Source organism: Aeromonas sp. ASNIH4, from assembly GCF_002934425.1.
In the GTDB taxonomy this organism is placed as follows: Bacteria; Pseudomonadota; Gammaproteobacteria; order Enterobacterales; family Aeromonadaceae; genus Aeromonas; species Aeromonas hydrophila.
The window spans coordinates 14189-34234 of sequence record NZ_CP026217.1 but is presented as its reverse complement, the minus strand read 5'-3'; the positions used below and the strand labels follow the sequence as shown (position 1 = coordinate 34234).

Below are 20046 nucleotides of genomic sequence, written 5' to 3'. Positions count from 1 at the left end.
ACCATCATGCTCAACTTGCTGGATCCCGATACCAAACCCACCCTGCTGGTGGTCGATGACACACCGGAGAATCTCTCCCTGCTCAGCGCCCTGCTCAGCCCCCACTACCGGGTCAAGGTCGCCATCAGCGGCCAGCGGGCGCTGGAGATCCTCTCGGCCGGCACCCGGGTGGACCTGATCCTGCTCGACGTGGTGATGCCCCAGATGGACGGCTATCAGGTGATGCAGGCGCTGCAGGAGATGCCGCAGGCGCGGGAGATCCCGGTGATCTTCCTGACCGCCAAGGTGGAGGAGAGTGCGGAGGCGCACGGCCTGGCGCTGGGAGCCGTCGACTACATCCACAAACCGATCACCCCCGCCATCGTGCTGGCCCGGGTCAGAAACCACCTGGAGCTGAAAGCGGCGCGGGATCTGCTGCACGACCAGAACGCCTTTCTGGAGCAAGAGGTGGAGCGGCGCACCCGGGAGAACGAACTGATCCAGAACATCACCATCCACTCCCTCGCCTCGCTTGCCGAAACCCGCGACAACGAGACCGGCAACCATATTCTGCGCACCCAGCACTATGTGCGGCTGCTGGCGGAGACCCTCTGCGAGCACCCCCGCTTTCGTGCCGAGCTGACTCCCAAGACCATCGATCTGCTGTTCAAATCGGCCCCGCTGCACGACATCGGCAAGGTCGGCGTGCCGGATCGGATCCTGCTCAAGCCCGGCAAGCTGGATGCGGACGAGTTTGCCCAGATGAAGCACCACTCCATTCTCGGCAAGGAGGCCATCGTCCACGCCGAGGAGGCGCTGGGAGTGGAGGTGGAGTTTCTGCGGCTGGCCAAGGAGATCGCCTGCTACCACCACGAAAAGTGGGACGGTACCGGCTACCCATATGGCCTGATCGGTGACGAGATCCCCCTCTCGGCCCGCTTGATGGCGCTGGCCGACGTATACGACGCCCTCATCAGCAAGCGCTGCTACAAGGCCGCCATGTCCCACCAGGAGGTGGTTCCCATCATACTGGCGGGGCGGGGCAATCACTTCGATCCCGACATCACGGATGCCTTTGCCCGCATCCACCAGCAGTTCAACGAGATCGCCCTGCGCTACAACGACGACAAGGGCGAGCGGGAGTCCAACCGCGACTAGGCGGTGGCGGGCAGCAGATCGGTGAAGACGAAGCCGTCCCGCTCCACCGTCTCCCCCACCCGGATGGCCAGCGGCCGCTGGAACATGGGACCGTCCCAGGCCAGGGTATGAAACTCGCCGTTCTCGCCGCAGGGGTCCACTCCGGCGGGCAGGGCCGCCAGCAAGGCCGCGTCAAACTCATGCCCGCCGAGAGTGGCAGGCAGTTTGCGCGGATCCAGAGTGCTGATCCTGGCCCTGAGCCCTGCCGCCATCATCTCGCCAGCCAGCTCGTCGGTCTTGCTGCCCCACAGCGGAAACAGCGGCGTGATCCCCGTCCCCGCCAGCTGCCGCTCCCGATAGGCGCATACATCCTCGAGGAAGAGATCGCCAAACGCCATGTGGCGGATCCCCTGCGCCACCACCTCTGCGATGAAGTCGGTCATGATGCGGGCGTAGTCTTCATTGCTGCAGGGCCAGGGCAGGTCGATGGTGGTCAACGGCAAGCCCACGCACTCGGCCTGCGCCAGCAGCAACTGCTTGCGCACCCCGTGCATGGCCACCCGTTCGAACGCCTGGTTGAGGGTGGTGAACAGTCCCACCACCTCAATGGCCGGATCCTGCCGCAGTGCGTGCAGCGCCCAGGCGCTGTCCTTGCCGCTGCTCCAGGAGAGCAGCACCTTGGTCTTCATATGATTTCTCCAGCTATCTTGAGGTCGGAGCCGGCAAGGCGCCGGCCATCGTCCCGATTATTCGTCCGGGCGAGGAGCCCGGCGCTTGAGCGTGTCGCTCCGTCTCACTGCACCAAAAAGCGGCAAGACAGTGTTGCGAATTGTGCGATTTACATCACGGGATGCAAAAGCATACCCTCGGTAATGAGCGTGTCCCCTGCAAGGATGGGGGAACAATAACTAAAAAAACGATGGGAAACATAAGGATATGACGACAGTCACACCAGCTTACGACCACAGCCGTCCCCTCAACCGACAGGATTACAAGACCCTGAGCCTGGCCGCCCTCGGCGGAGCCCTCGAGTTTTACGACTTTATCATCTTCGTCTTCTTCGCCGTGGTGATCGGCGAGCTGTTCTTCCCGGCCGACATTCCCGAGTGGCTGCGCCAGTTCCAGACCTTCGGCATCTTCGCCGCCGGCTATCTGGCCCGCCCGCTGGGCGGCATCATCATGGCCCACTTCGGCGATCTCATCGGTCGCAAGCGGATGTTCACCCTCAGCATACTGCTGATGGCACTGCCGACCCTGCTGATCGGCCTGCTGCCCACCTATGCCACCCTCGGCATCGCCGCGCCCCTGCTGTTGCTGCTGTTGCGGATCCTGCAGGGAGCCGCCATCGGCGGTGAAGTGCCCGGTGCCTGGGTGTTCGTGGCAGAGCACGTGCCGGCCCGCCGGGTCGGTGTCGCCTGCGGCACCCTCACCGCCGGGTTGACCGCCGGCATCCTGCTCGGCTCCCTGGTGGCCACCGCCATCAACCGCGGCATGAGCCCGAGCGAGGTGAGTGACTGGGGCTGGCGGCTGGCCTTCGTGCTCGGCGGGGCATTCGGCATCGTCGCCATGTACCTGCGCCGCTGGCTGCACGAGACCCCGGTCTTTGCCGAGATGCAGGCCAACAAGGCACTGGCGGAAGAGCTGCCGCTCAAGACGGTGCTGCGCAGCCACAAGAGCAGCGTCGTGGTCTCCATGCTGCTCACCTGGCTGCTCTCTGCCGGCATAGTGGTGGTGATCCTGATGACCCCCACCTACCTGCAGAAGGTGCACGGCATCAGCCCGGCCGATGCGCTGACCGCCAACTCGCTGGCCATTCTGGCGCTCACCTTCGGCTGCATCGTCTATGGCCGGCTGATCGACGCCCTCGGCAGCGGCCCCACCTTCATGCTGGGCTCATTGCTGCTGGCCGGCGCCAGCTACGCCTTCTATCACGGGCTGGCGACCGACACCAGCCAGCTGGTGCCGCTCTATGCGCTGGCCGGTTTCTCGGTGGGGATCGTCGGTGCCGTGCCCTACGTCATGGTCAACGCCTTCCCGGCGGTGGTGCGCTTCTCCGGACTGTCGTTCTCCTACAACGTGGCCTACGCCATCTTCGGCGGCCTGACGCCCATGCTGGTCACGCTCTGGATGAAGGAGGACGTGCTGGCCCCCTCCCACTACGTGGTCAGCCTGGCTGCGCTCGGCTTCGTGCTCGGCCTGCTGCTCTGGCTGCAGCAGCGCAGCCAGCGCCAGAGCGCGCCGCAGGCCGCCTGAACCATTCCGAGCCCCGCCCAGTGCAGGGCTTTTTTCATATGGCTGGTGTTCAGCCCGGCCGACATAAGATAGCCTCCCTCTCGGGCCCATCGACGGCCCGGGACACTCCTCCACCCTAGTCATCCGAGGTTCATGATGTTCTTTCAGGTCGTATTTCTCGCCTTGCTGGCGCTGCTGCCCATGGTCAACCCGCCCACCACGGCCACCCTGTTGCTGGGGCTGAGCAAGGGCATGTCGCGCGAGCACGTGCGCCGCCAGATCAACCTGGCCGCCATCTATCTGTTCTGCACCCTCTGCGTCAGCTTCTTCATCGGCTCCTCCATCTTGGATCTGTTCGGGATCTCCATTCCCGGCCTGCGTCTGGCTGGCGGTCTCATCATCGCCTTCATCGGCTTTCGCATGCTGTTCCCGGCACCGAGCCAGGCGGCCGGGGTCGACATCAACCAGAGCATCGCCTTCGTGCCGCTCACCATGCCCAGCATGTGCGGGCCGGGCACCATGGCGCTGGTGATCAGCGGCGCCGCCCAGATCGCCGAGCTGCCGGACGAATACAACCGCTTCACCATCTATGTCGCCATGGTCACCGCCTTCGCCCTGATGAGCCTGCTCAGCTGGGGGGTGCTCAAGCTGGCGGATCCGGTCTGCAAGATCCTCGGCGCCACCGGCATCGATGCCATGACCCGGATCATGGGCTTCTTGCTGGTTTGCATGGGTATGCAGTTCTGCATCAACGGCATCAAGGAAGTGGCGCAGGATCCGGTGTTCCACGGTGCGCCGGCGGCACAAACGGCCCCCGCGTTGCCACACGTATCCGGCGCTCTTGATCAATTGCCGGACCCGCGCCAGCCCTGACTGAAAACGGTGTCATAAAAGCGCAGGAATCGTCGCTGATCTTGCGCCTGATCATGTTGTTGACACATAAATGAGTTAGTGTGTTTTTCATACAGATTCGATTCAGAGAGTGCTTGGTAGGTTTATGGATGGACACCCACTCACTTCAGGAGATGTGCAAATGGAAAAGATGCTGACCGAGATTGGAAGCTACAGCCTGTTTCATGAATATCTGAACGTGGTCGGTGCCGCCAGCCCCGCTCTGACCCGGATCAAGAGCCGGTGGGAGTACAAGCAGAGCGATCGTCTGGTTGCCCAGATCAGGGTCGATCAACAAGGCAACGCGCGCTTCTTCATCGACGCCCGCGCCATTTCGGTCAACTGACCGAGCCCCGTATCTGCAGCCCCGGCACTTGCCGGGGCTTTTTGTTTCCCATGACCCCGGATAGCAAAACCCCGGCACTTGGCCGGGGTTTGGCGATCACGGGAGTACCGCTCGCTTCCCTTACTGGGTGCCGCCCACGGTGAGCTGATCCAGCTTGAGGGTGGGCTGGCCGACACCGACCGGCACGCTCTGCCCCTCCTTGCCACAGACCCCGACCCCGCGATCCAGCGCGAGATCCTTGCCCACCATGGATACCTGGCTCATCGCCTCGGGGCCGTTGCCGATCAGGGTCGCCCCCTTGATGGGGGCGGTGATCTTGCCATCCTCGATGAGGTAGGCCTCGGAGGCGGAGAAGACGAACTTGCCGGAGGTGATGTCCACCTGACCGCCGCCGAAGTTGGGGGCATAGATCCCCTTCTTCACCGAGGCGATGATCTCGGCCGGATCATACTGACCCGCCAGCATGTAGGTGTTGGTCATGCGCGGCATCGGCAGGGCGGCGTAGGATTCGCGGCGGCCATTGCCGGTGAGCGGCACGCCCATCAGACGGGCATTCTGCTTGTCCTGCAGATAGCCCTTGAGGATGCCGTTCTCGATCAGCACGTTGTAGCCGCCCGGCGTCCCCTCGTCATCGATGGAGACGGAGCCGCGCCGACCCGGCAGGGTGCCATCATCGACGATGGTGCAGTGCTTGGAGGCCACCTGCTCGCCGATGCGGCCGGCAAAGGCAGACGAGCCCTTGCGGTTGAAATCCCCCTCCAGACCGTGGCCCACCGCCTCGTGCAGCAGCACGCCGGGCCAGCCGGCCCCGAGCACCACCGGCATGGTGCCGGCCGGGGCGTCGATGGCGTCGAGGTTGACCAGCGCCTGGCGCACAGCTTCGCGCACATAGCCAAACGCCCGGCTCTCCAGTCCGTCCAGCTCGAGGAAGTAGTCGTAGCCGAAGCGGCCACCACCACCGGCACTGCCGCGCTCGCGACGCTCGCCCTTCTCGGCGATGACGGTCACCGAGAGGCGCACCAGCGGACGCACGTCGGCGGCCAGGGTGCCGTCGGTGGCGGCCACCAGCACCTCTTCATAGACACCGCTGATGGAGGCCATCACCTGATTGATGGCGGGATCCAGACTTCTGGCGAACTTGTCCATCTGCTCCAGCAGGGCGATCTTCTGCTGCTTGTCGAGGGTCTGCAGCGGATCCAGCGCCGGGTAGAGCAGGTTGGCTTCGGTGCGAGCCCACGCCTTCACCTTGCCCTGCGCACCGGCGGCCGCAATGCCACGGGCGGCGGTCACCGACTGTTGCAGCGCCAGCAGGCTCAGCTCGTCAGAGTAGGCGAAACCGGTCTTCTCGCCGCTGACGGCGCGCACCCCGACCCCCTGATCGATGTTGTAGCTGCCATCCTTGACGATGCCGTCTTCCAGCATCCAGGACTCGTGCCAGCTGCGCTGGAAATAGAGGTCGCCGAACTCCACCTGATGGCTCATCAGGCTGCCGAGCAACTGCTGCAGCCGCCCTTCGTCGAGGTCGTGGGGGGCCAACAGGGAGGCACTAACCTGGCTCAATAGACTCAATCTTTCTCTCCACTCTCGATGCGAGATGTCGTAACGGTTAAATCCCAGACCATGGGTTCGCTTGGCGAAACGTCAGCGGACGTCCAACCCACCATCGGGTTTGCAAGCGTCCGACTCCCCCGCCACAGGGCGAATCGAACCTGCACATATTCATAGCAGACGGGCATGGCCCAGCACCGGCATGGTGCGTTGCAGTTCGTCGACAAGACCGGGGTCCAGCGGCGCCAGCACGGTGCCGCGCCCGCTGTCCAGGCTGGCTAGCACCCGACCCCAGGGGTCGATCACCATGCTGTGACCCCAGGTCTGGCGCCCCGTCTCGTGGGTGCCGCCCTGGTTGGCGGCCACCAGGTAACACTGGTTCTCGATGGCGCGGGCCCGCAGCAGCGGCTCCCAGTGCGCCTCGCCGGTCACGGCGGTGAAGGCGGCAGGCACCAGCAGCACGCGGGCACCGGCGCGTGCCAGCCGGCGGTACAGCTCGGGAAAGCGCAGATCATAACAGATCGAGAGGCCGAGGGGACCAAACGGGGAGTCCACCAGCACAGGCTCCTCGCCAGGGCTGAAGGTTTCCGACTCCCGGTAGCGGCCGTGATTGTCCGCCACGTCCACATCGAACAGGTGGATCTTGTGGTAGTGGCCCTTGCGCTCGCCGCTGGGGTCGAACACCAGGGTACTGGTGTGGATATGATCGGAACCGGCGATGGTGGTCGGCATGGCCCCCGCCACCAGCCAGATGCCGTAGTCACGAGCCCATTCGGCCAGCTGCTGCTGGATCGGGCCCTCACCGATGGTCTCGGCCCCGTCCAGATACCCCTGCCGCTCGCCAAACAGGGCGAAATTCTCCGGCAGCAGCACCAGCAGCGGCCGTTCACTCGGCAGCAGGGCCAACTCGGCGGCAATCTGCTCCCGGTTATCCTGCCAGCGACGGCCCGATACCAGCTGTATTGCAGCTAACCACATGAGGCGCTCCTTGTCGTTGTTGCCACCGTCAGATGCTGACCGCATCGCCGGCCTGCAGGGTGTAATCCAGCACTATGATACGTTCCAGCACCGGGCGGAAGATGGCCTTGAGAGCATCGTGATCCGGGTGGGGCAGATAGCGCTGGCGGGCCGCTTCGTCGGCAAAGGTCATCAGCACGCTGTGGGTAAAGCCCTCGGCCCGCCCCTCCGGGCTGTCATCCCGCCCCCACTCCACCGCCAGCACACCGCTGACCAGATGGGGGATGGCGAGAAAGGCGGCACGCACCGCGTCTATCTGTGCGGGCAGAGTGCCCGGCTTGAAGGCGATCAGCAGGATATGTCGGATCATGGCTCACTCCTTGTGATGGTGCCGGGCCGCTCGTTCAGCGCTGGGCGGGCCCCGCGTGTTTGGGGGTCAGCAGGAAGGGGGTCACCTCCTGCGTTGGCAGGTTGGGGGCCACCGCGTCGACCGCCTCCTTCTGCTGCTGATTGAGCTTGATGCGGGCCCGATCCCGTCCCGCCTCAATCAGCTTGGGATCGTCGAGCGGGCCTGAGACCCGGAAATCGATGCGGGTGACCACGTCCACCACCGGCTCCAGCAGTTTGGAGAGCGCCAGCACGTAGAGCCCGGTGATCGGGGTCAGCGAGAAGGCCGCCACCACCGGCAGGGTGCCGCCCAGGTTGGGAGAGAAGCTCAGCTCGTAGTCGAGCCGCCAGCGCACCAGATCGGCGATACCCTCGCCGCGCAGGTTGCCGGCCGCCCCCTTCATGTAGAAGTCGCGGTTGTCCACCACCCCCTGCTTGATCTTGGCGGAGGCCGACATGGACTCGAAATAGAAACCCTTGTCGAACACGTCACGAAAATCGAGCCGCAGCTTGCGCAGCAATGAATCCAGGCTGAGCAGGGAGAGCAGTCGCGCCCCCTTGTCGTTGACCTCGCGCAGGGTGCCACCTTCCAGCTGGTAGTCGGCGGTGCCGCTCAGGGTCGGCACGTTCGGTCGGTAGGGCACATCGCGCCAGCTCAGATCCAGCGCCATCTTGCCGGGCGCATCGCCGATGGGCGAGGTGTAGCCGAGCCGCTTGAGCAGCAGCTCGCTGTTGTTGCTGCTGAGGTGGGCGCGGGCGCGGGTCTGCATGCCGTCCGCCCCGGCCAGCCACTCGGCACTGCCGTTCAGCTGGCTGCCCGCCAGCCGCATCTCCAGCCCCTTGAGGCTCAGCTTGTCGGCCCCCGGGATCAGCTCTCCCTTCACCTCGCCCAGCGGCAACTCGCCGAAGCGGCAATCCACGCAGCTGAAGGTGAGCCAGGGGATGGCATCCATGATGGCTCTGTCCTGTCTGGCATCGGGATCCGGACTCAGATCCGAACTCTTGCCGGACCAGTGGATGCGGGCAAATTTGGCGTCGATGGGCTGACGCTCGGACACCGGCAGGCGCACCACCCCCATCACGTCCGGGCTGTCGATCATCACCTCGGTGGCCTGATTGACCGGCCCTACGGTGAAGTGCACCGCCTTGAGGTTGGCGCTGCCGATGTCGGCGCGGGCCAGGCGGCCGTCCACCCACCACTCCTGCGGCAAGAAAGAGGGGCCCACCACCGCATTGCCACTCGGCGCCGTGCTGGCCGGCAGCCACTGCTTGAGACGAGCCAGCCAGCCGGCCACGTCGGCCTGCTGCTGGTTGATGGCGAGCAGCATGGGCCGATCGCGCAGCACCCGGGCGCCGGGCTGCCCCACGTCCACCCGCACCCGGCTGAGGTAGGGCACGCCGTCGCCGTACACCAGCCGGCTCTGCATATCCACGTCGGCCCCGAGCACGGCGCGGATGTCGGCACTGCCGTCGCGGCCACGGGCGGTCACCTTGAGTGGCAGCCGGCTGCCGGCCCCCTTGGCGAGCGGCGCGGGCAGATCCAGCCCCATGCCCTGCAGGTTGGAGTCCAGCGCCAGCTGGAAGCTGAACGGCTGATCGCTTGGCAGGGTCAGCCCCAGGCTGCCGGCCCAGTTGCCGCGCCCCTTGAGGATGTCCAATGCCGGAATGTCCTGACGCTGGCGGCGGCTGTCCCACTGCCCCTTGAACTTGAGATCGACCTGATAGCGATTGGGCTGCTGGCGACCCTGATAGTCGAGGGTGAGCGGCTGGTTCCACAGGCTCGCCTTGAGGTTGCTGAAGCGGGTCTGCTCGTTGTCATACTCGAGCCGCCCCTGCACCTGCTCCAGCGGCAGATCCAGGCTGGTGACCCGCACCTTGTTGTTGCTGAACAGGGCATCGCCGCTGGCCTTGACCTCGCTCTCGCCATCCAGCGGAATATCCAGCTTCACCGAGCCCTTCATGGGGCCGCGGATCTCCACCTCCCGCAGCGCCTGACCGACCGAGCCGCCGAGCGGCGAGTCCTGCAGGTAGTCGCTGATGGCCTTGCCTTCGCCCTCAACCTTGGCATCCACGTAGAGGTGGGCCCCCGGATAGAGGTCCGGGATCCAGGCGTGCACCGAGTCGGAGCTGGCCTTGCCGAGCTGGGTAGCGCGGCTGTTCATGTCGAGGCTGGCGTTCTGGAACAACAGATCGATCTGCAGGTCGGTAAGCGGTTGCCAACCGGGGAAGAATTCGTAGGAGGCCTGCTGCAGCGGTACCGCCACCTGGAAGATGCCCTCGCCCTTGCGGTAGGGGAAGTCGCGGAACTCGCCATACCAGAGCAGGTCAGCGCCCTTGGCCTTGCCCCCCTTGATGGCCCCGCTCAGGTAATCCACCAGGCTCTTGTCCATCACCTGCAGCGGATAGTAACGATCGGCGTTGGCCGCATTCTTGACGTCGATGCGACCGGTCAGGGCGAGGAAGGGGTGCTCGAACAGATCGAGCCGAAAGCGGCTGGCGAGGCTCAAGTCCGGGTTGTCCAGCACCAGATCCTGGCCATAGAGCACCCAGCCCTGCGCCACCTGCCACCAGTCGAGCCGCGCCGAGAAGCTGTCGATGGGGATCGGCTCCTTGAAGTGGCGGGCCGGGTCTATGGCATCGTTTGCCAATTGCAGCCTGGCGCTACCGCCGGTCGGGGTGAGCCAGAACTCGCCGTTGAGGTCGCGCACGCCGGGCACGTCGTGCCAGGCGTTGACCCGGATGTGGGACAGCTGGCCACTGACGGAGAGCCCCTGCCAGCCGGCATCCGCCTGCAGGATCAGATCCTGGATCTTGCCGGTCGGGCGGGTGCGCTTGAGGGTCTCGGTCAGCTCGGGATAGATCCCCGACACCAGCTGGCTCAGGTTGGCGATCTGGTCCAGATCGATGGCCGGTACATAACCCTGGATGCGATCGCCGACCCGCTCGAGCTGCAACCGGCTGTGCAGCCAGGGCTTGCCGTCGAGCTTGAAGGTGACGTCATGGCTGGCAAACTGCCACTCCTTGCCGTCCCGGCGCAGCTGGATCTTGCCCCCTTGCAGCCCAAGCCGGTGCAGATCACCCTGTTTCTCATCCTGCCAGATCAGATAGTTGTCGCCAAACGCCAGCAGCGAATCCCCCAGCTGACCGGCCTTGAACTCGCTCCAGAGCTGGAAGTCGAGCTGGCCGCTCACCTTGGGCTCCCCTGAGTGGGTGCGGGCCAGCATGGGGCTGATGTCGAGCTGGCGGGCCCCCAGGTAGAGCTGACCCTTGAGCCGATCGAGCCGCACCTGGGGGGCATCTACGTCGACGATGAGATCGAGGGTGCTCTCACCCACCCCGTTGATGAGATAGGCCTTGCCGACCCCCTGATGGCGCTTGCCGCGGTTCTGCCAGCGCAGCTGGGCGATGTCGAGGGCGCGCACCTCCCCCAGCGCCGTGGTGAGGCTGAGGCGGGTGTCGTGAATATCGAAGGTGGAGAGCTGGGTCAGCAGAAAGCGCAGCAGGGCCTGCTGCTGGTCGCTGCCGTTGCCGCTTTCCGGCTCCGCAGGCTGGCCCAGATCCAGCGCGATGTCGCCATCGCTCAGGATCAGCTGGCCAAATACCGGCTTGAGTTCGTTGAGGGAGCGCCAGAAGTCGAGGTGGGCCCACACCTTGCCAAGACGCAGGGCGAAGCGACCCGAATTCGGCGCGATCACCAGTTGCTGCAGTTCGAGGGCCGGGCCACGCTGGGTCCAGTCCAGCCCGATGCGATCGACGCTGGCCTCCAGCTTGCTGTCGGCCAGCAGGGTATTGAGCAGCGCCTGCCGGTGCTGATTGAGCAAGGGGCCGCCAAAGCGCACCAGGCTGACCAGGATGGCCAGCAGCACGAAGAAGACCCCGAGGGCCAACCAGCCCCGACTCAGCCAGCGATAGACCAATTACATCATCACCACGTCGAACTGCTCCTGCCCGCAGAGGGGCTCGCTCACCACCCTGACCTGCTTGCCGATGAACACTTCCAGTTCGGCCAGGCTGTGAGACTCCTCGCCCCGCAGGTAGTCGGCCACCGCCGGGGCGGCGTAGACGGTGAACTGATCCGCGTCGTAAGCCCGGTTGACCCGGATGATCTCCCGCAGGATCTCGAAGCAGACCGACTCCACCGTCTTGACCCGACCGCGCCCCTTGCACTCGGGGCACTCGGAGCAGAGCACGTGCTCCAGGCTCTCGCGAGTGCGCTTGCGGGTCATCTCCACCAGGCCGAGCTGGGAGAAGCCGTTGACGTTGGTCTTGGCGCGGTCCTTCGACAGCGCCTGCTCCAGGCTGTGCAGCACCCGCCGGCGGTGATCCTCGGACTGCATGTCGATGAAGTCGATGATGATGATGCCGCCGAGGTTGCGCAGGCGCAGGTGGCGGGCGATGGCCGCCGTCGCCTCGACGTTGGTATTGAAGATGGTCTCTTCCAGGTTGCGATGGCCGACGAAGGCCCCGGTGTTGATGTCCACCGTGGTCATGGCTTCGGTCTGGTCGATGATGAGGTAGCCGCCGGATTTGAGCTCCACCTTGCGCTCCAGCGCGCGCTGGATCTCGTTCTCCACGTCGTAGAGATCGAAGATCGGCGACTCGCCGGAGTAGTACTCCAGCTTGTTGGCAAGCTCAGGTACGTACTCCTCGGTGAAGCGCTTGAGCTGATCGAAGCTCTGGCGCGAGTCGACCCGGATCTTGTCGAGCTCGGCCCCGACGAAGTCGCGCACCACCCGAAAGGCCAGGCTGGGATCCTCGTAGAGGATCTTGCAGGGGGGGTACTTCTGCTTGCGCTCCAGGATCTTGCGCCACAGGCGCTTCAAGAAAGCAGCATCTTGCTCCAGCTCCTGCTCACCCACCCCCTCGGCGGCGGTGCGGATGATGTAGCCACCCAGCTCGTCCACATAGCCGGCCACGGTGCGCTTGAGGCGCTCGCGCTCCGCTTCGGACTCGATGCGCTGGGAGACGCCGACGTGGGCACTGCCCGGCATGAACACCAGATAGCGAGACGGCAGGGTGATGTCGGTGGTGAGGCGGGCGCCCTTGGTACCCAGCGGATCTTTCACCACCTGCACCATGATGTCCTGCCCCTGGCGCACCAGCTCGGCGATGTTGCCGGCCTGGAACTGCTCCTTCTCCTTCACCGCCACGCACTCGGTGTGCGGCACTATGTCGGAGGCGTGCAGGAAGGCCGCCTTGTCCATGCCGATATCGACGAAAGCCGCCTGCATGCCGGGCAGCACCCGGCTGATCTTGCCTTTGTAGATGTTGCCCACGATGCCGCGCTTGGCCTGACGCTCCACGTGCACTTCCTGCAGCAGACCGTTCTCGACCAGAGCAACCCGGGTTTCGGAGGGGGTGACGTTTACCAGCAGTTCTACCGACATAAGTTACCTTGCCTTTCTAGTTTTAAATTCTGGCAGCCAAACCGGCACGTGCCCGGTGAGTAACGCAGTAAGAAACAGCCGGTGCATGTCACCGACCTATGCCTTGCCTGTGATGGCTTCAAATTCTGATCGCCTTGCTGCGAGCGGTTCGCGGAACCGGCCCTGCGCAACAAGGCAGCGGTTGGATTACCGGGACTGTTCCAGATGATGCTTGATCAGCAGGTCTGTTTCCAGCAGGGGCAGGCCGACCACGGCGCTGTAGCTCCCCTCGATGCGGCTGACGAACTTGCCGGCAATCCCTTGAATCGCATAGGCACCGGCCTTGTCACAGGGTTCACCGGTACGCCAGTAAGCCTCGATCTCGGCCTCGTCCAGCTTGCGAAACGCCACGTTGGTGGTGACCAGCCGCACGTCGCAGCGCTCCGGGGTGGCCAGCGCCACCGCCGTCATCACCTGATGCACCTTGCCGGAGAGCGCCTCCAGCATGTCCTTAGCGTCGAGCAGATCGGACGGCTTCTCCAGCACCCGGTCACCCAACACCACTATGGTGTCGGCACCCAGCACCGGCAGCGCCGTGGGCGCGGCGGCCACCCCGGCCGTTGCCTTGTCGCGGGCCAGCCGGCAGACATAGTCCTGGGGCTTCTCGCCCTCTTCCCGCTGTTCCGGCACATCCAGCTTGAGTACCTCGAAGCGGTAGCCCAGCTGGGTCAGCAGTTCATGACGGCGGGGCGAGCCCGAGGCGAGATAGAGTTGCAGTTCGTTGTGCTTGTTCATAATCACTTCGCGAGCCAGGGTACGGTTACAATGAGTTGTTTTTACTCATATTCACTTGATATTGAAGCGCCGGCGCACCTTGCGCAAGACCAGGAAAACCCAGGGCCATATTAGCATCGTGCTCAGGGTCGACCAAAAGTAGGCGAAATTGAGGCTGGCGCGGCTGAACAGGTGCTCGGCCCAGAAGATGGTCACCTTGCCCACCAGCGAGAGGCAACCGATGATCAGCGCCTGTTGCCAGAGGGAGAAGTTGCGGATCTTCTGGAACTGGAACGCCGCCAGATAGGTGGTGATGGCCATCGCCATGGCGCGCACGCCGAGGGTGCTGCCGAGCAGCACGTCCAGCAGCAGGCCCGCCACCCAGGCGGTGCCGACGTTGGTCCGGTGCGGCAGCGCCAGCGCCCAGTAGATGAGCACCATGGCGAGCCAGTCCGGCCGGAAGGGTTCGAGTTGGAAAGGAAGCGGCAGGATCGACAGACTAAGGGCCAGCAGGATCGAGATCCAGATCCAGATCCTGCCGCTGGCGGGTTGCAACATCAGCGCGTCGCTCCCGCAGCCGAAGGCACCGCAGCCGGGGCTGCCGCAGGGGTCGGCGCCTCTTCATCGTCATGCACTTCCGGTTTCTTGTCGGTCCACAGCAGCAGCAGATAGCGCAAGCGGTCCAGCGCCACCAGCGGCTTGGCCTCGACCTGGGCGAAGGGCTTGCCCTCCACGTAGTCGGAGCGGGTCACGGTCGCCACCGGATAACCTTCCGGGAAGCGGCCGCCCAGGCCCGAGGTAACCAGCAGATCGCCTACCTGCACGTCGGTATTGCGCGGCAGGTTGCGCAGCTCCAGCTTGTCGAGCTCGCCGCTGCCGGAGGCAATGGCGCGCAAGTCGTTGCGCAGCACCCGCACCGGGATGCCGTGGCTGGAGTCGGTGATCAGCAGGACGCGGCTGGTGGTGGAACCCACGTGCAGCACCTGACCGATCACCCCCTGATCGTTGATCACCGGCTGGCCGTTGTAGACACCGTCCAGCGCCCCCTTGTTGATCAGCACCTGATGGCTGAAGGGGTCGGAGTCCACCGACAGCAGCTCGGCCACCATCTTGCGGGACTCCTTGTGCACCGGCGAACCCAGCAGCTCGCGCAGACGCTGGTTCTCGTGCTCCAGATGATCCATCTTGAGCAGGCGCGAGCGCAGGGTGAACAGCTGTTGTTCCTGCTGCTTGGTCTGCTCGATGAGGCCGGCCCGGGTCTGCACCTGGGTCGACATGGTATCGAGCATGATACCCGGCGCATTGGCCATGTATTGCAGCGGGCTGACGAGCGAACTGAGGTAGACGCGGACGTGGCTGAACACACCGAAGCGGGAGTCCGCTACGATGGCAGCAATGGAGATGATGACGGCGAGAAACAACCGTAACTGAAGCGAAGGGCCTCTACCAAAAATGGGTTTCATGGGTCGTCAAAAAAGAGCCGGCACGCTGGCCGGCTTTGGGTCTTATTCGTAGTGGAACAGATCGCCACCGTGCATATCGATCAGCTCCAGTGCCTTGCCGCCACCACGGGCCACGCAAGTCAGCGGATCTTCGGCAACCACCACCGGGATGCCGGTCTCTTCCATCAGCAGACGGTCGATATCTTTCAGCAGGGCACCACCACCGGTCAGCACCATGCCGCGCTCGGAGATGTCGGAGGCCAGCTCGGGCGGAGACTGCTCCAGCGCCACCATGACGGCGGAGACGATACCGGACAGCGGCTCTTGCAGCGCTTCCAGGATCTCGTTGGAGTTGAGGGTGAAGCTGCGCGGCACACCTTCAGCCAGGTTGCGACCACGCACTTCGATCTCGCGCACCTCTTCGCCCGGATAGGCGGAGCCGATCTCGTGCTTGATGCGCTCGGCGGTGGCTTCCCCGATCAGGCTGCCGTAGTTGCGGCGCACGTAGCTGATGATGGCTTCGTCGAACTTATCGCCGCCGATACGGACGGACTGGGAGTAAACCACACCGTTCAGGGAGATGATGGCCACTTCGGTAGTACCACCACCAATATCGACCACCATGGAACCGGTCGCTTCGGAGACCGGCAGGCCGGCACCAATGGCGGCAGCCATGGGTTCATCGATCAGGTAGACCTCGCGGGCACCGGCACCCAGAGCGGATTCCTTGATGGCGCGGCGTTCCACCTGGGTGGAGCCACACGGCACGCACACCAGCACGCGCGGGCTGGGGCGGAAATAGTTGTTGTCGTGAACCTGCTTGATGAAGTGCTGCAGCATCTTCTCGGTCACGTAGAAATCGGCGATCACGCCGTCTTTCATCGGGCGAATGGCGGAGATGTTACCAGGGGTACGACCCAGCATCTGCTTGGCGGCATGACCGACGGCAGCGACCGATTTGGCGTTCCCGCGCTCTTGGCGAATGGCGACAACTGAGGGTTCGTTAAGGACGATCCCTTGATCTTTTACATAGATCAGGGTGTTGGCAGTTCCCAAGTCGATCGACAGATCGTTGGAAAAGACGCCTCTGAGCTTTTTGAACATGGCTACGGGAAATCCTAAGAATTTGGAGGTGCAGAAAACCGGCTAACTTTACCAATGCCCACCCCAATCGGCAAGCGCTCAAACTGTCGCCAACCCATCAGGCGCGACAAAAATGCGAGTCATCACTCACCCGCACAAGCCGACAAACGCTAATAAACAAGGGGATAGGTGGGCGAAGGTGACAGATCCGCCCCAACTCCCCGCTCAGTGCATCACTTCGCGCCGATAAATAATTCTGTCATTACCCCGGCTGGAGCCGAAGATGGCCTCTCCTTGCAGGGTGGCCGGATCAGACAACCAGAGCGGCTGTGACGGCTGTTTGCTCAAATCGACCCGGTAGGGAATGCGCACCGAGACATCCGGCCTGGCGAACTGGAACAGGATCTCGCCATCGGTTGCCTGTGCAGAAGCCCCACCCGGTGCCGAACTCCCCAACCCCAGCCGGATCTTGCGATTGTTCCCCAGACTCAGGTCTCGGCTGGCCGCATCAAAGACATGGCTCGGATTGAGGAAAGTGAAGCCCTGATTGGCCAGAGAGAACTGGGTGCACTGGTCCAGCTTGTTCAACTGCCAGTTGCCCGCCTCGTAATACTGCAGCTGCAGGGGCACGGCCAGCGGTGCAGAGGCAAGACCCGCCCCCGTCCCTGCCAGCAGGCGACCGAAATAGACCTGCATCGGCACGCTGTCGATCAGCCGGGCATTGCAGCTGGCTCCACTGCAATTGCCAACCACCGCATCGTTGAAATCGGGGCTGGCAATCAAGGTTCTGTCGCCATCGTTGTCACGCATATAGAGACCAAACAGCAGCGACTTGTAGGGGCCATCCGGCTGGGTATCGGAGAGGCGAACAAATTCGCTGCTGCCGGCCGCCAACGCCGCCCGGCCATTGAGCCATGGCAGCGACGGCAGGCTGCGCAACCGGTTAGCGAGGGATTTGCCATCCTTGTTGTTGGCAACCGAGAGATAGGCACTGCCCTTGGCAAACGAACCCGTATAGTTCCGGGTCTGGCCACCCGACACGTTGCGGGCCAGCACATCCAGCGCAACCCCGAAGGGCTGGCCCATATAGGAGAAGACATTGCAGACCGGCACTATGTCGCCGCTGGCCAGATTGAAGTCGGCGGGAATAAAGCGGCCCACCGGCACGCTGCTGGCGGGAGGGATGGTGTAGCCGAAATAACCCGTAGATACAGTGCTTCCCTCTGGCTGCATTGCCAGCGGTGGCGTCGCCGTCATCCGGAATACCCCGACTTCGCTCACCGTCTGGGTGACACTGTTGAGGCTGTTGCTCGCGGAAACATGGTTATAGGTAGCCGTTCCCACCGCTGCATTGGTGCCGGGGTTTGGCGCCACCAAAGTGCTGCCCAGAGCAATATTGGACAGGACAAAGTTGGGCGTGGTCTGGTTCCCGGCACAAATATCCCCATCGTTGGCCGATTCCCAGGCCATCGCCTTGATATCTACCTGGAAGGTGTCTCCCGCCTTCTTGAACACCGGGCAACTGCTGTCCCCTGCCGCGCAGACGCCTTGCGGGGGTGTAATGCACAAGCCGACCGGACGCGCCACAAACTGATCCGAACCGAGCATCACCAGCCCCGCTTCATTGCCCGTGCCGTCGTAGCGAGCATCCAGCTGGACCTTGCCGGCATCCGGATACTTGACCGTGATGCTCGACTGTCCCTGGGCATCGAAGTTGAGGGAAAACGCGGTGGCATTACCCTGGCTGGAGCCGATCAGGGTGTTGTTGACGCTCATTCCGCTGTTGAAGCTATTGCTGGCCGGCGAAACATAGCTGCTCCAGAACTTGACACTCTTGCTCTGATTGGCAAAACCCGGCACGCACTGCTTGGTCACGTCGCTCTTCTTGACCGCCTTGATGGCCACCGTCTGCGGCTGGTTCGAGTAGGTATCCGGCACATCGAAGAAGAAGCCGCTATCGGCAAAACTCAGGGTGCAGGCAGCCGCGCTGGGCGTCCCGGCGCCAGCCTTGCACAAGGTGGAGCTGAACGGCTTGGTAGTCGGGACCGAACCGGATACCCCTATGGTGACCGCAGTGGCGGTGTTGTTGCGCAGTTGAACGGTCGTGGAACCACCACTGAAGGTCACCGTATTGCCGCCAATCCAACCATTGCTGACAGAAGTAGGGGTAAGACTCAGGGTCGCGGTCACCGGATCTTTGATAAGTGTGGAACAAGCGGCATCGGCGCAGGCCTTGACCGTCACCGTCTCCGGATTGCAGGTCAGCGCCTGACCCGAGTGATCGAGCTGGAAGTGGTCGATCTGTACTCCCACCGGGTTGGAGCGCAGGGCGCAGATCCGCACGTTGTCTATCTCGTGGAAGTTGGTCACCGAACCGGTGGAGCCGGTCAGAGAGAGCAGGAAATTGGCCGGCACCGCCGCCTGACCGGTCTGGCTCGTCATATTGATGGGGCCGACCAGGGTGCTGTAGCCCGCGCCGGTATCCCGCTCGACGGTGGCCAGCGAGTTGCCTGCGGAGCGGGAGTCGACCGTGATGCGATAGCGATGGGGCCGGTTGCCGTTGGTGCCGCTGTCGACGGGCGGGTTCAGGTTGCTGGCCGTCCCCGTCAGATAGCGATAACCCGAGGTGCCCGACCCCGAACCACGGATGGAGACCGCCTGCGGCCGGGAGCCCGGGCTGTTGCTCCCTCCCTCGTTGGCATAGTTGCCGTACTCGTCGAGCCCCACCCCGAGCCAGCCGCCGGCAAAGCCGCTGCTCCCGGGCTTGTAGCCGTAGCCCAGCGGGCCACCAAAGGCCCCCGGTTGCGGCGTCAGGGTGGCATCCGAGAGCACCACCGCCATGCCGTCCGCCCCGCTCGTGCCGGAAGTCTTGTAGGCGTATTGATCGAATTCGACCGTCACCAGGTTGCCGGCCCCCGGGAAGAGGCGCTGGAAGGTGGCCGAAGTGGCCTGATCGGTAATGTTCTGGGTGAGGCGCAGACGGCCGTTCTGTACCGATGGCAGGGTGCTGTTGTTGCGCTGGGCCACCACCCAGCTGTCCGGGTTGATCTGGGCGCTGTCAAAACCATCGGCAAAACAGGTCAGCATGGGCGGCAACACTGCCTCGTTGATGCTGGACTGGGCATCCATGCTCAAGTAACGGGCCGTGACACGACCATAAACAGCGGCATAGTTATTCATGGTCAATTTATTGTCGCTATAGAGATAACCGTAAAACGTGGTGCCATTATCCAGCACCATATTGCCGTAATTAACCCAGATCAGGCTGCCTTGGTTATTGCTGTTGACGCTGACCGTATTGAAAAAGGTAACGTCCTGATTGACGAAAATTCGAGTAATGCCACTACCAGACAAGCGAATGGTGACGTTGTCGATATTCAGTTTGTCGATAAAATAGTCGCCACTGCCCAATATCAATGTTGCTTTGTTACGCAGGGTGAGCGTCTTTATCTGGGTTTCGCTACGACTAGGGAATGTCAGGGTGCAGTTATCTAACAACACAGTACGGTAAGCGGCGCCAGATCCAGTCTGCGAGCCAGAAGTACAAGTCAGATCATTGTTGGTAGTGATCGTCGGAAATTTATTGTTGCTGCTGCTCAAGGTAAGTCCGCGAACGTCGCTGCCGGTGACGGTACAGACCTTGTAGCCACCCGCGCCGTCGTCGCAGCGCCGCGTGTTGTTCTGATCCGGCTGGATGGAGCAGAAGTTGAGTGGCAGCCCGCCGCTGCCATTGATCTTGGCGTTGTTGAGCTGGCCCAGTTGGTAGCCGTTTATTTGGTAGCAGGCAGTACTGCTGTCACCATGGTGGCCCTGCACCACGGCCGGGAAGAGCGAGCCGGTATCGATGGGATCGAACGCCCAGACCTGGCTAGTGAAGAGGGCCAGCGCCCACAACCATTTCATC

General features: G+C 63.5%; 15 protein-coding genes. 4 read left to right on the top strand and 11 right to left on the bottom strand.

Features of this window, described 5'->3' with window-relative positions:
• Positions 1-6 precede the first annotated feature (6 nt).
• Positions 7-1137, top strand: a complete 1131-nt coding sequence (locus tag C2U40_RS00160; RefSeq protein WP_045528817.1) for an HD-GYP domain-containing protein — start codon at positions 7-9, stop codon at positions 1135-1137.
• On the opposite strand, the gene C2U40_RS00155 is transcribed toward C2U40_RS00160, so the two are convergent.
• A complete protein-coding gene (locus C2U40_RS00155; protein WP_103829305.1) occupies positions 1134-1805 on the bottom strand; it encodes an ATP-binding protein in 672 nt (223 codons plus the stop codon). The genes C2U40_RS00160 and C2U40_RS00155 overlap by 4 nt on opposite strands.
• Positions 1806-2052: 247 nt before the next feature.
• Between C2U40_RS00155 and C2U40_RS00150 the strand changes: the two genes are divergently transcribed.
• From C2U40_RS00150 to C2U40_RS00140, 3 genes are all read left to right on the top strand, one after another.
• Positions 2053-3369 (top strand): MFS transporter, encoded by a 1317-nt coding sequence (locus C2U40_RS00150; RefSeq protein ID WP_103829306.1) that lies wholly within the window; start codon positions 2053-2055, stop codon positions 3367-3369.
• Between the two features lie 135 nt (positions 3370-3504).
• Positions 3505-4221, top strand: a complete 717-nt coding sequence (locus C2U40_RS00145) for a MarC family NAAT transporter (RefSeq protein WP_181014977.1) — start codon at positions 3505-3507, stop codon at positions 4219-4221.
• Positions 4222-4381: 160 nt separating this feature from the next.
• Entirely contained in the window at positions 4382-4585 is a 204-nt protein-coding gene (locus C2U40_RS00140) for a hypothetical protein (protein ID WP_005308127.1), read from the top strand.
• Positions 4586-4705: 120 nt separating this feature from the next.
• On the opposite strand, the gene tldD is transcribed toward C2U40_RS00140, so the two are convergent.
• The 10 genes from tldD to C2U40_RS00090 all read right to left on the bottom strand — a co-directional run bounded on the left by tldD (position 4706) and on the right by C2U40_RS00090 (position 20045).
• Positions 4706-6154 carry a metalloprotease TldD gene (gene tldD, locus C2U40_RS00135; protein ID WP_171279989.1) on the bottom strand — a complete coding sequence of 483 codons (1449 nt, stop codon included), beginning with the start codon at positions 6152-6154 and terminating at the stop codon, positions 4706-4708.
• A gap of 150 nt (positions 6155-6304) precedes the next feature.
• Positions 6305-7111: a carbon-nitrogen hydrolase family protein gene (locus tag C2U40_RS00130; RefSeq protein WP_049047580.1), complete on the bottom strand. Its 807-nt coding sequence runs from the start codon at positions 7109-7111 to the stop codon at positions 6305-6307.
• A gap of 28 nt (positions 7112-7139) precedes the next feature.
• Positions 7140-7460, bottom strand: coding sequence for a Dabb family protein (locus C2U40_RS00125; protein ID WP_104467472.1), 321 nt, complete (start codon positions 7458-7460; stop codon positions 7140-7142).
• Positions 7461-7494: 34 nt separating this feature from the next.
• The gene (locus C2U40_RS00120; protein WP_181014902.1) at positions 7495-11394 is read right to left on the bottom strand and encodes a YhdP family protein; all 3900 of its coding nucleotides are present in this window, start codon (positions 11392-11394) and stop codon (positions 7495-7497) included.
• Complete coding sequence (gene rng / locus C2U40_RS00115; protein WP_011704378.1) at positions 11395-12864, bottom strand: ribonuclease G; 1470 nt, start codon at positions 12862-12864, stop codon at positions 11395-11397.
• A gap of 186 nt (positions 12865-13050) precedes the next feature.
• Positions 13051-13638, bottom strand: a complete 588-nt coding sequence (locus C2U40_RS00110; protein WP_011704377.1) for a Maf family protein — start codon at positions 13636-13638, stop codon at positions 13051-13053.
• A gap of 51 nt (positions 13639-13689) precedes the next feature.
• A complete protein-coding gene (gene mreD, locus C2U40_RS00105; RefSeq protein ID WP_005308115.1) occupies positions 13690-14175 on the bottom strand; it encodes a rod shape-determining protein MreD in 486 nt (161 codons plus the stop codon).
• Positions 14175-15080, bottom strand: a complete 906-nt coding sequence (gene mreC, locus C2U40_RS00100) for a rod shape-determining protein MreC (RefSeq protein ID WP_065480054.1) — start codon at positions 15078-15080, stop codon at positions 14175-14177. Before mreC ends, mreD begins: the two co-directional genes overlap by 1 nt.
• Before the next feature lie 42 nt (positions 15081-15122).
• Entirely contained in the window at positions 15123-16163 is a 1041-nt protein-coding gene (locus C2U40_RS00095) for a rod shape-determining protein (protein ID WP_005308111.1), read from the bottom strand.
• 204 nt (positions 16164-16367) lie between these two features.
• Positions 16368-20045 (bottom strand): DUF6701 domain-containing protein, encoded by a 3678-nt coding sequence (locus C2U40_RS00090; RefSeq protein WP_103828605.1) that lies wholly within the window; start codon positions 20043-20045, stop codon positions 16368-16370.
• Position 20046: the final 1 nt, after the last annotated feature.

Coding starts and splice junctions, on each gene's coding strand:
- C2U40_RS00095 (WP_005308111.1), bottom strand. CDS start 16,163: ATGTTCAAAAAGCTCAGAGGCGTCTTTTCCAACGATCTGTCGATCGAC.
- C2U40_RS00145 (WP_181014977.1), top strand. CDS start 3,505: ATGTTCTTTCAGGTCGTATTTCTCGCCTTGCTGGCGCTGCTGCCCATG.
- C2U40_RS00155 (WP_103829305.1), bottom strand. CDS start 1,805: ATGAAGACCAAGGTGCTGCTCTCCTGGAGCAGCGGCAAGGACAGCGCC.
- C2U40_RS00090 (WP_103828605.1), bottom strand. CDS start 20,045: ATGAAATGGTTGTGGGCGCTGGCCCTCTTCACTAGCCAGGTCTGGGCG.
- C2U40_RS00130 (WP_049047580.1), bottom strand. CDS start 7,111: ATGTGGTTAGCTGCAATACAGCTGGTATCGGGCCGTCGCTGGCAGGAT.
- C2U40_RS00110 (WP_011704377.1), bottom strand. CDS start 13,638: ATGAACAAGCACAACGAACTGCAACTCTATCTCGCCTCGGGCTCGCCC.
- C2U40_RS00160 (WP_045528817.1), top strand. CDS start 7: ATGCTCAACTTGCTGGATCCCGATACCAAACCCACCCTGCTGGTGGTC.
- C2U40_RS00150 (WP_103829306.1), top strand. CDS start 2,053: ATGACGACAGTCACACCAGCTTACGACCACAGCCGTCCCCTCAACCGA.
- mreC (WP_065480054.1), bottom strand. CDS start 15,080: ATGAAACCCATTTTTGGTAGAGGCCCTTCGCTTCAGTTACGGTTGTTT.
- mreD (WP_005308115.1), bottom strand. CDS start 14,175: ATGTTGCAACCCGCCAGCGGCAGGATCTGGATCTGGATCTCGATCCTG.
- C2U40_RS00140 (WP_005308127.1), top strand. CDS start 4,382: ATGGAAAAGATGCTGACCGAGATTGGAAGCTACAGCCTGTTTCATGAA.
- C2U40_RS00125 (WP_104467472.1), bottom strand. CDS start 7,460: ATGATCCGACATATCCTGCTGATCGCCTTCAAGCCGGGCACTCTGCCC.
- rng (WP_011704378.1), bottom strand. CDS start 12,864: ATGTCGGTAGAACTGCTGGTAAACGTCACCCCCTCCGAAACCCGGGTT.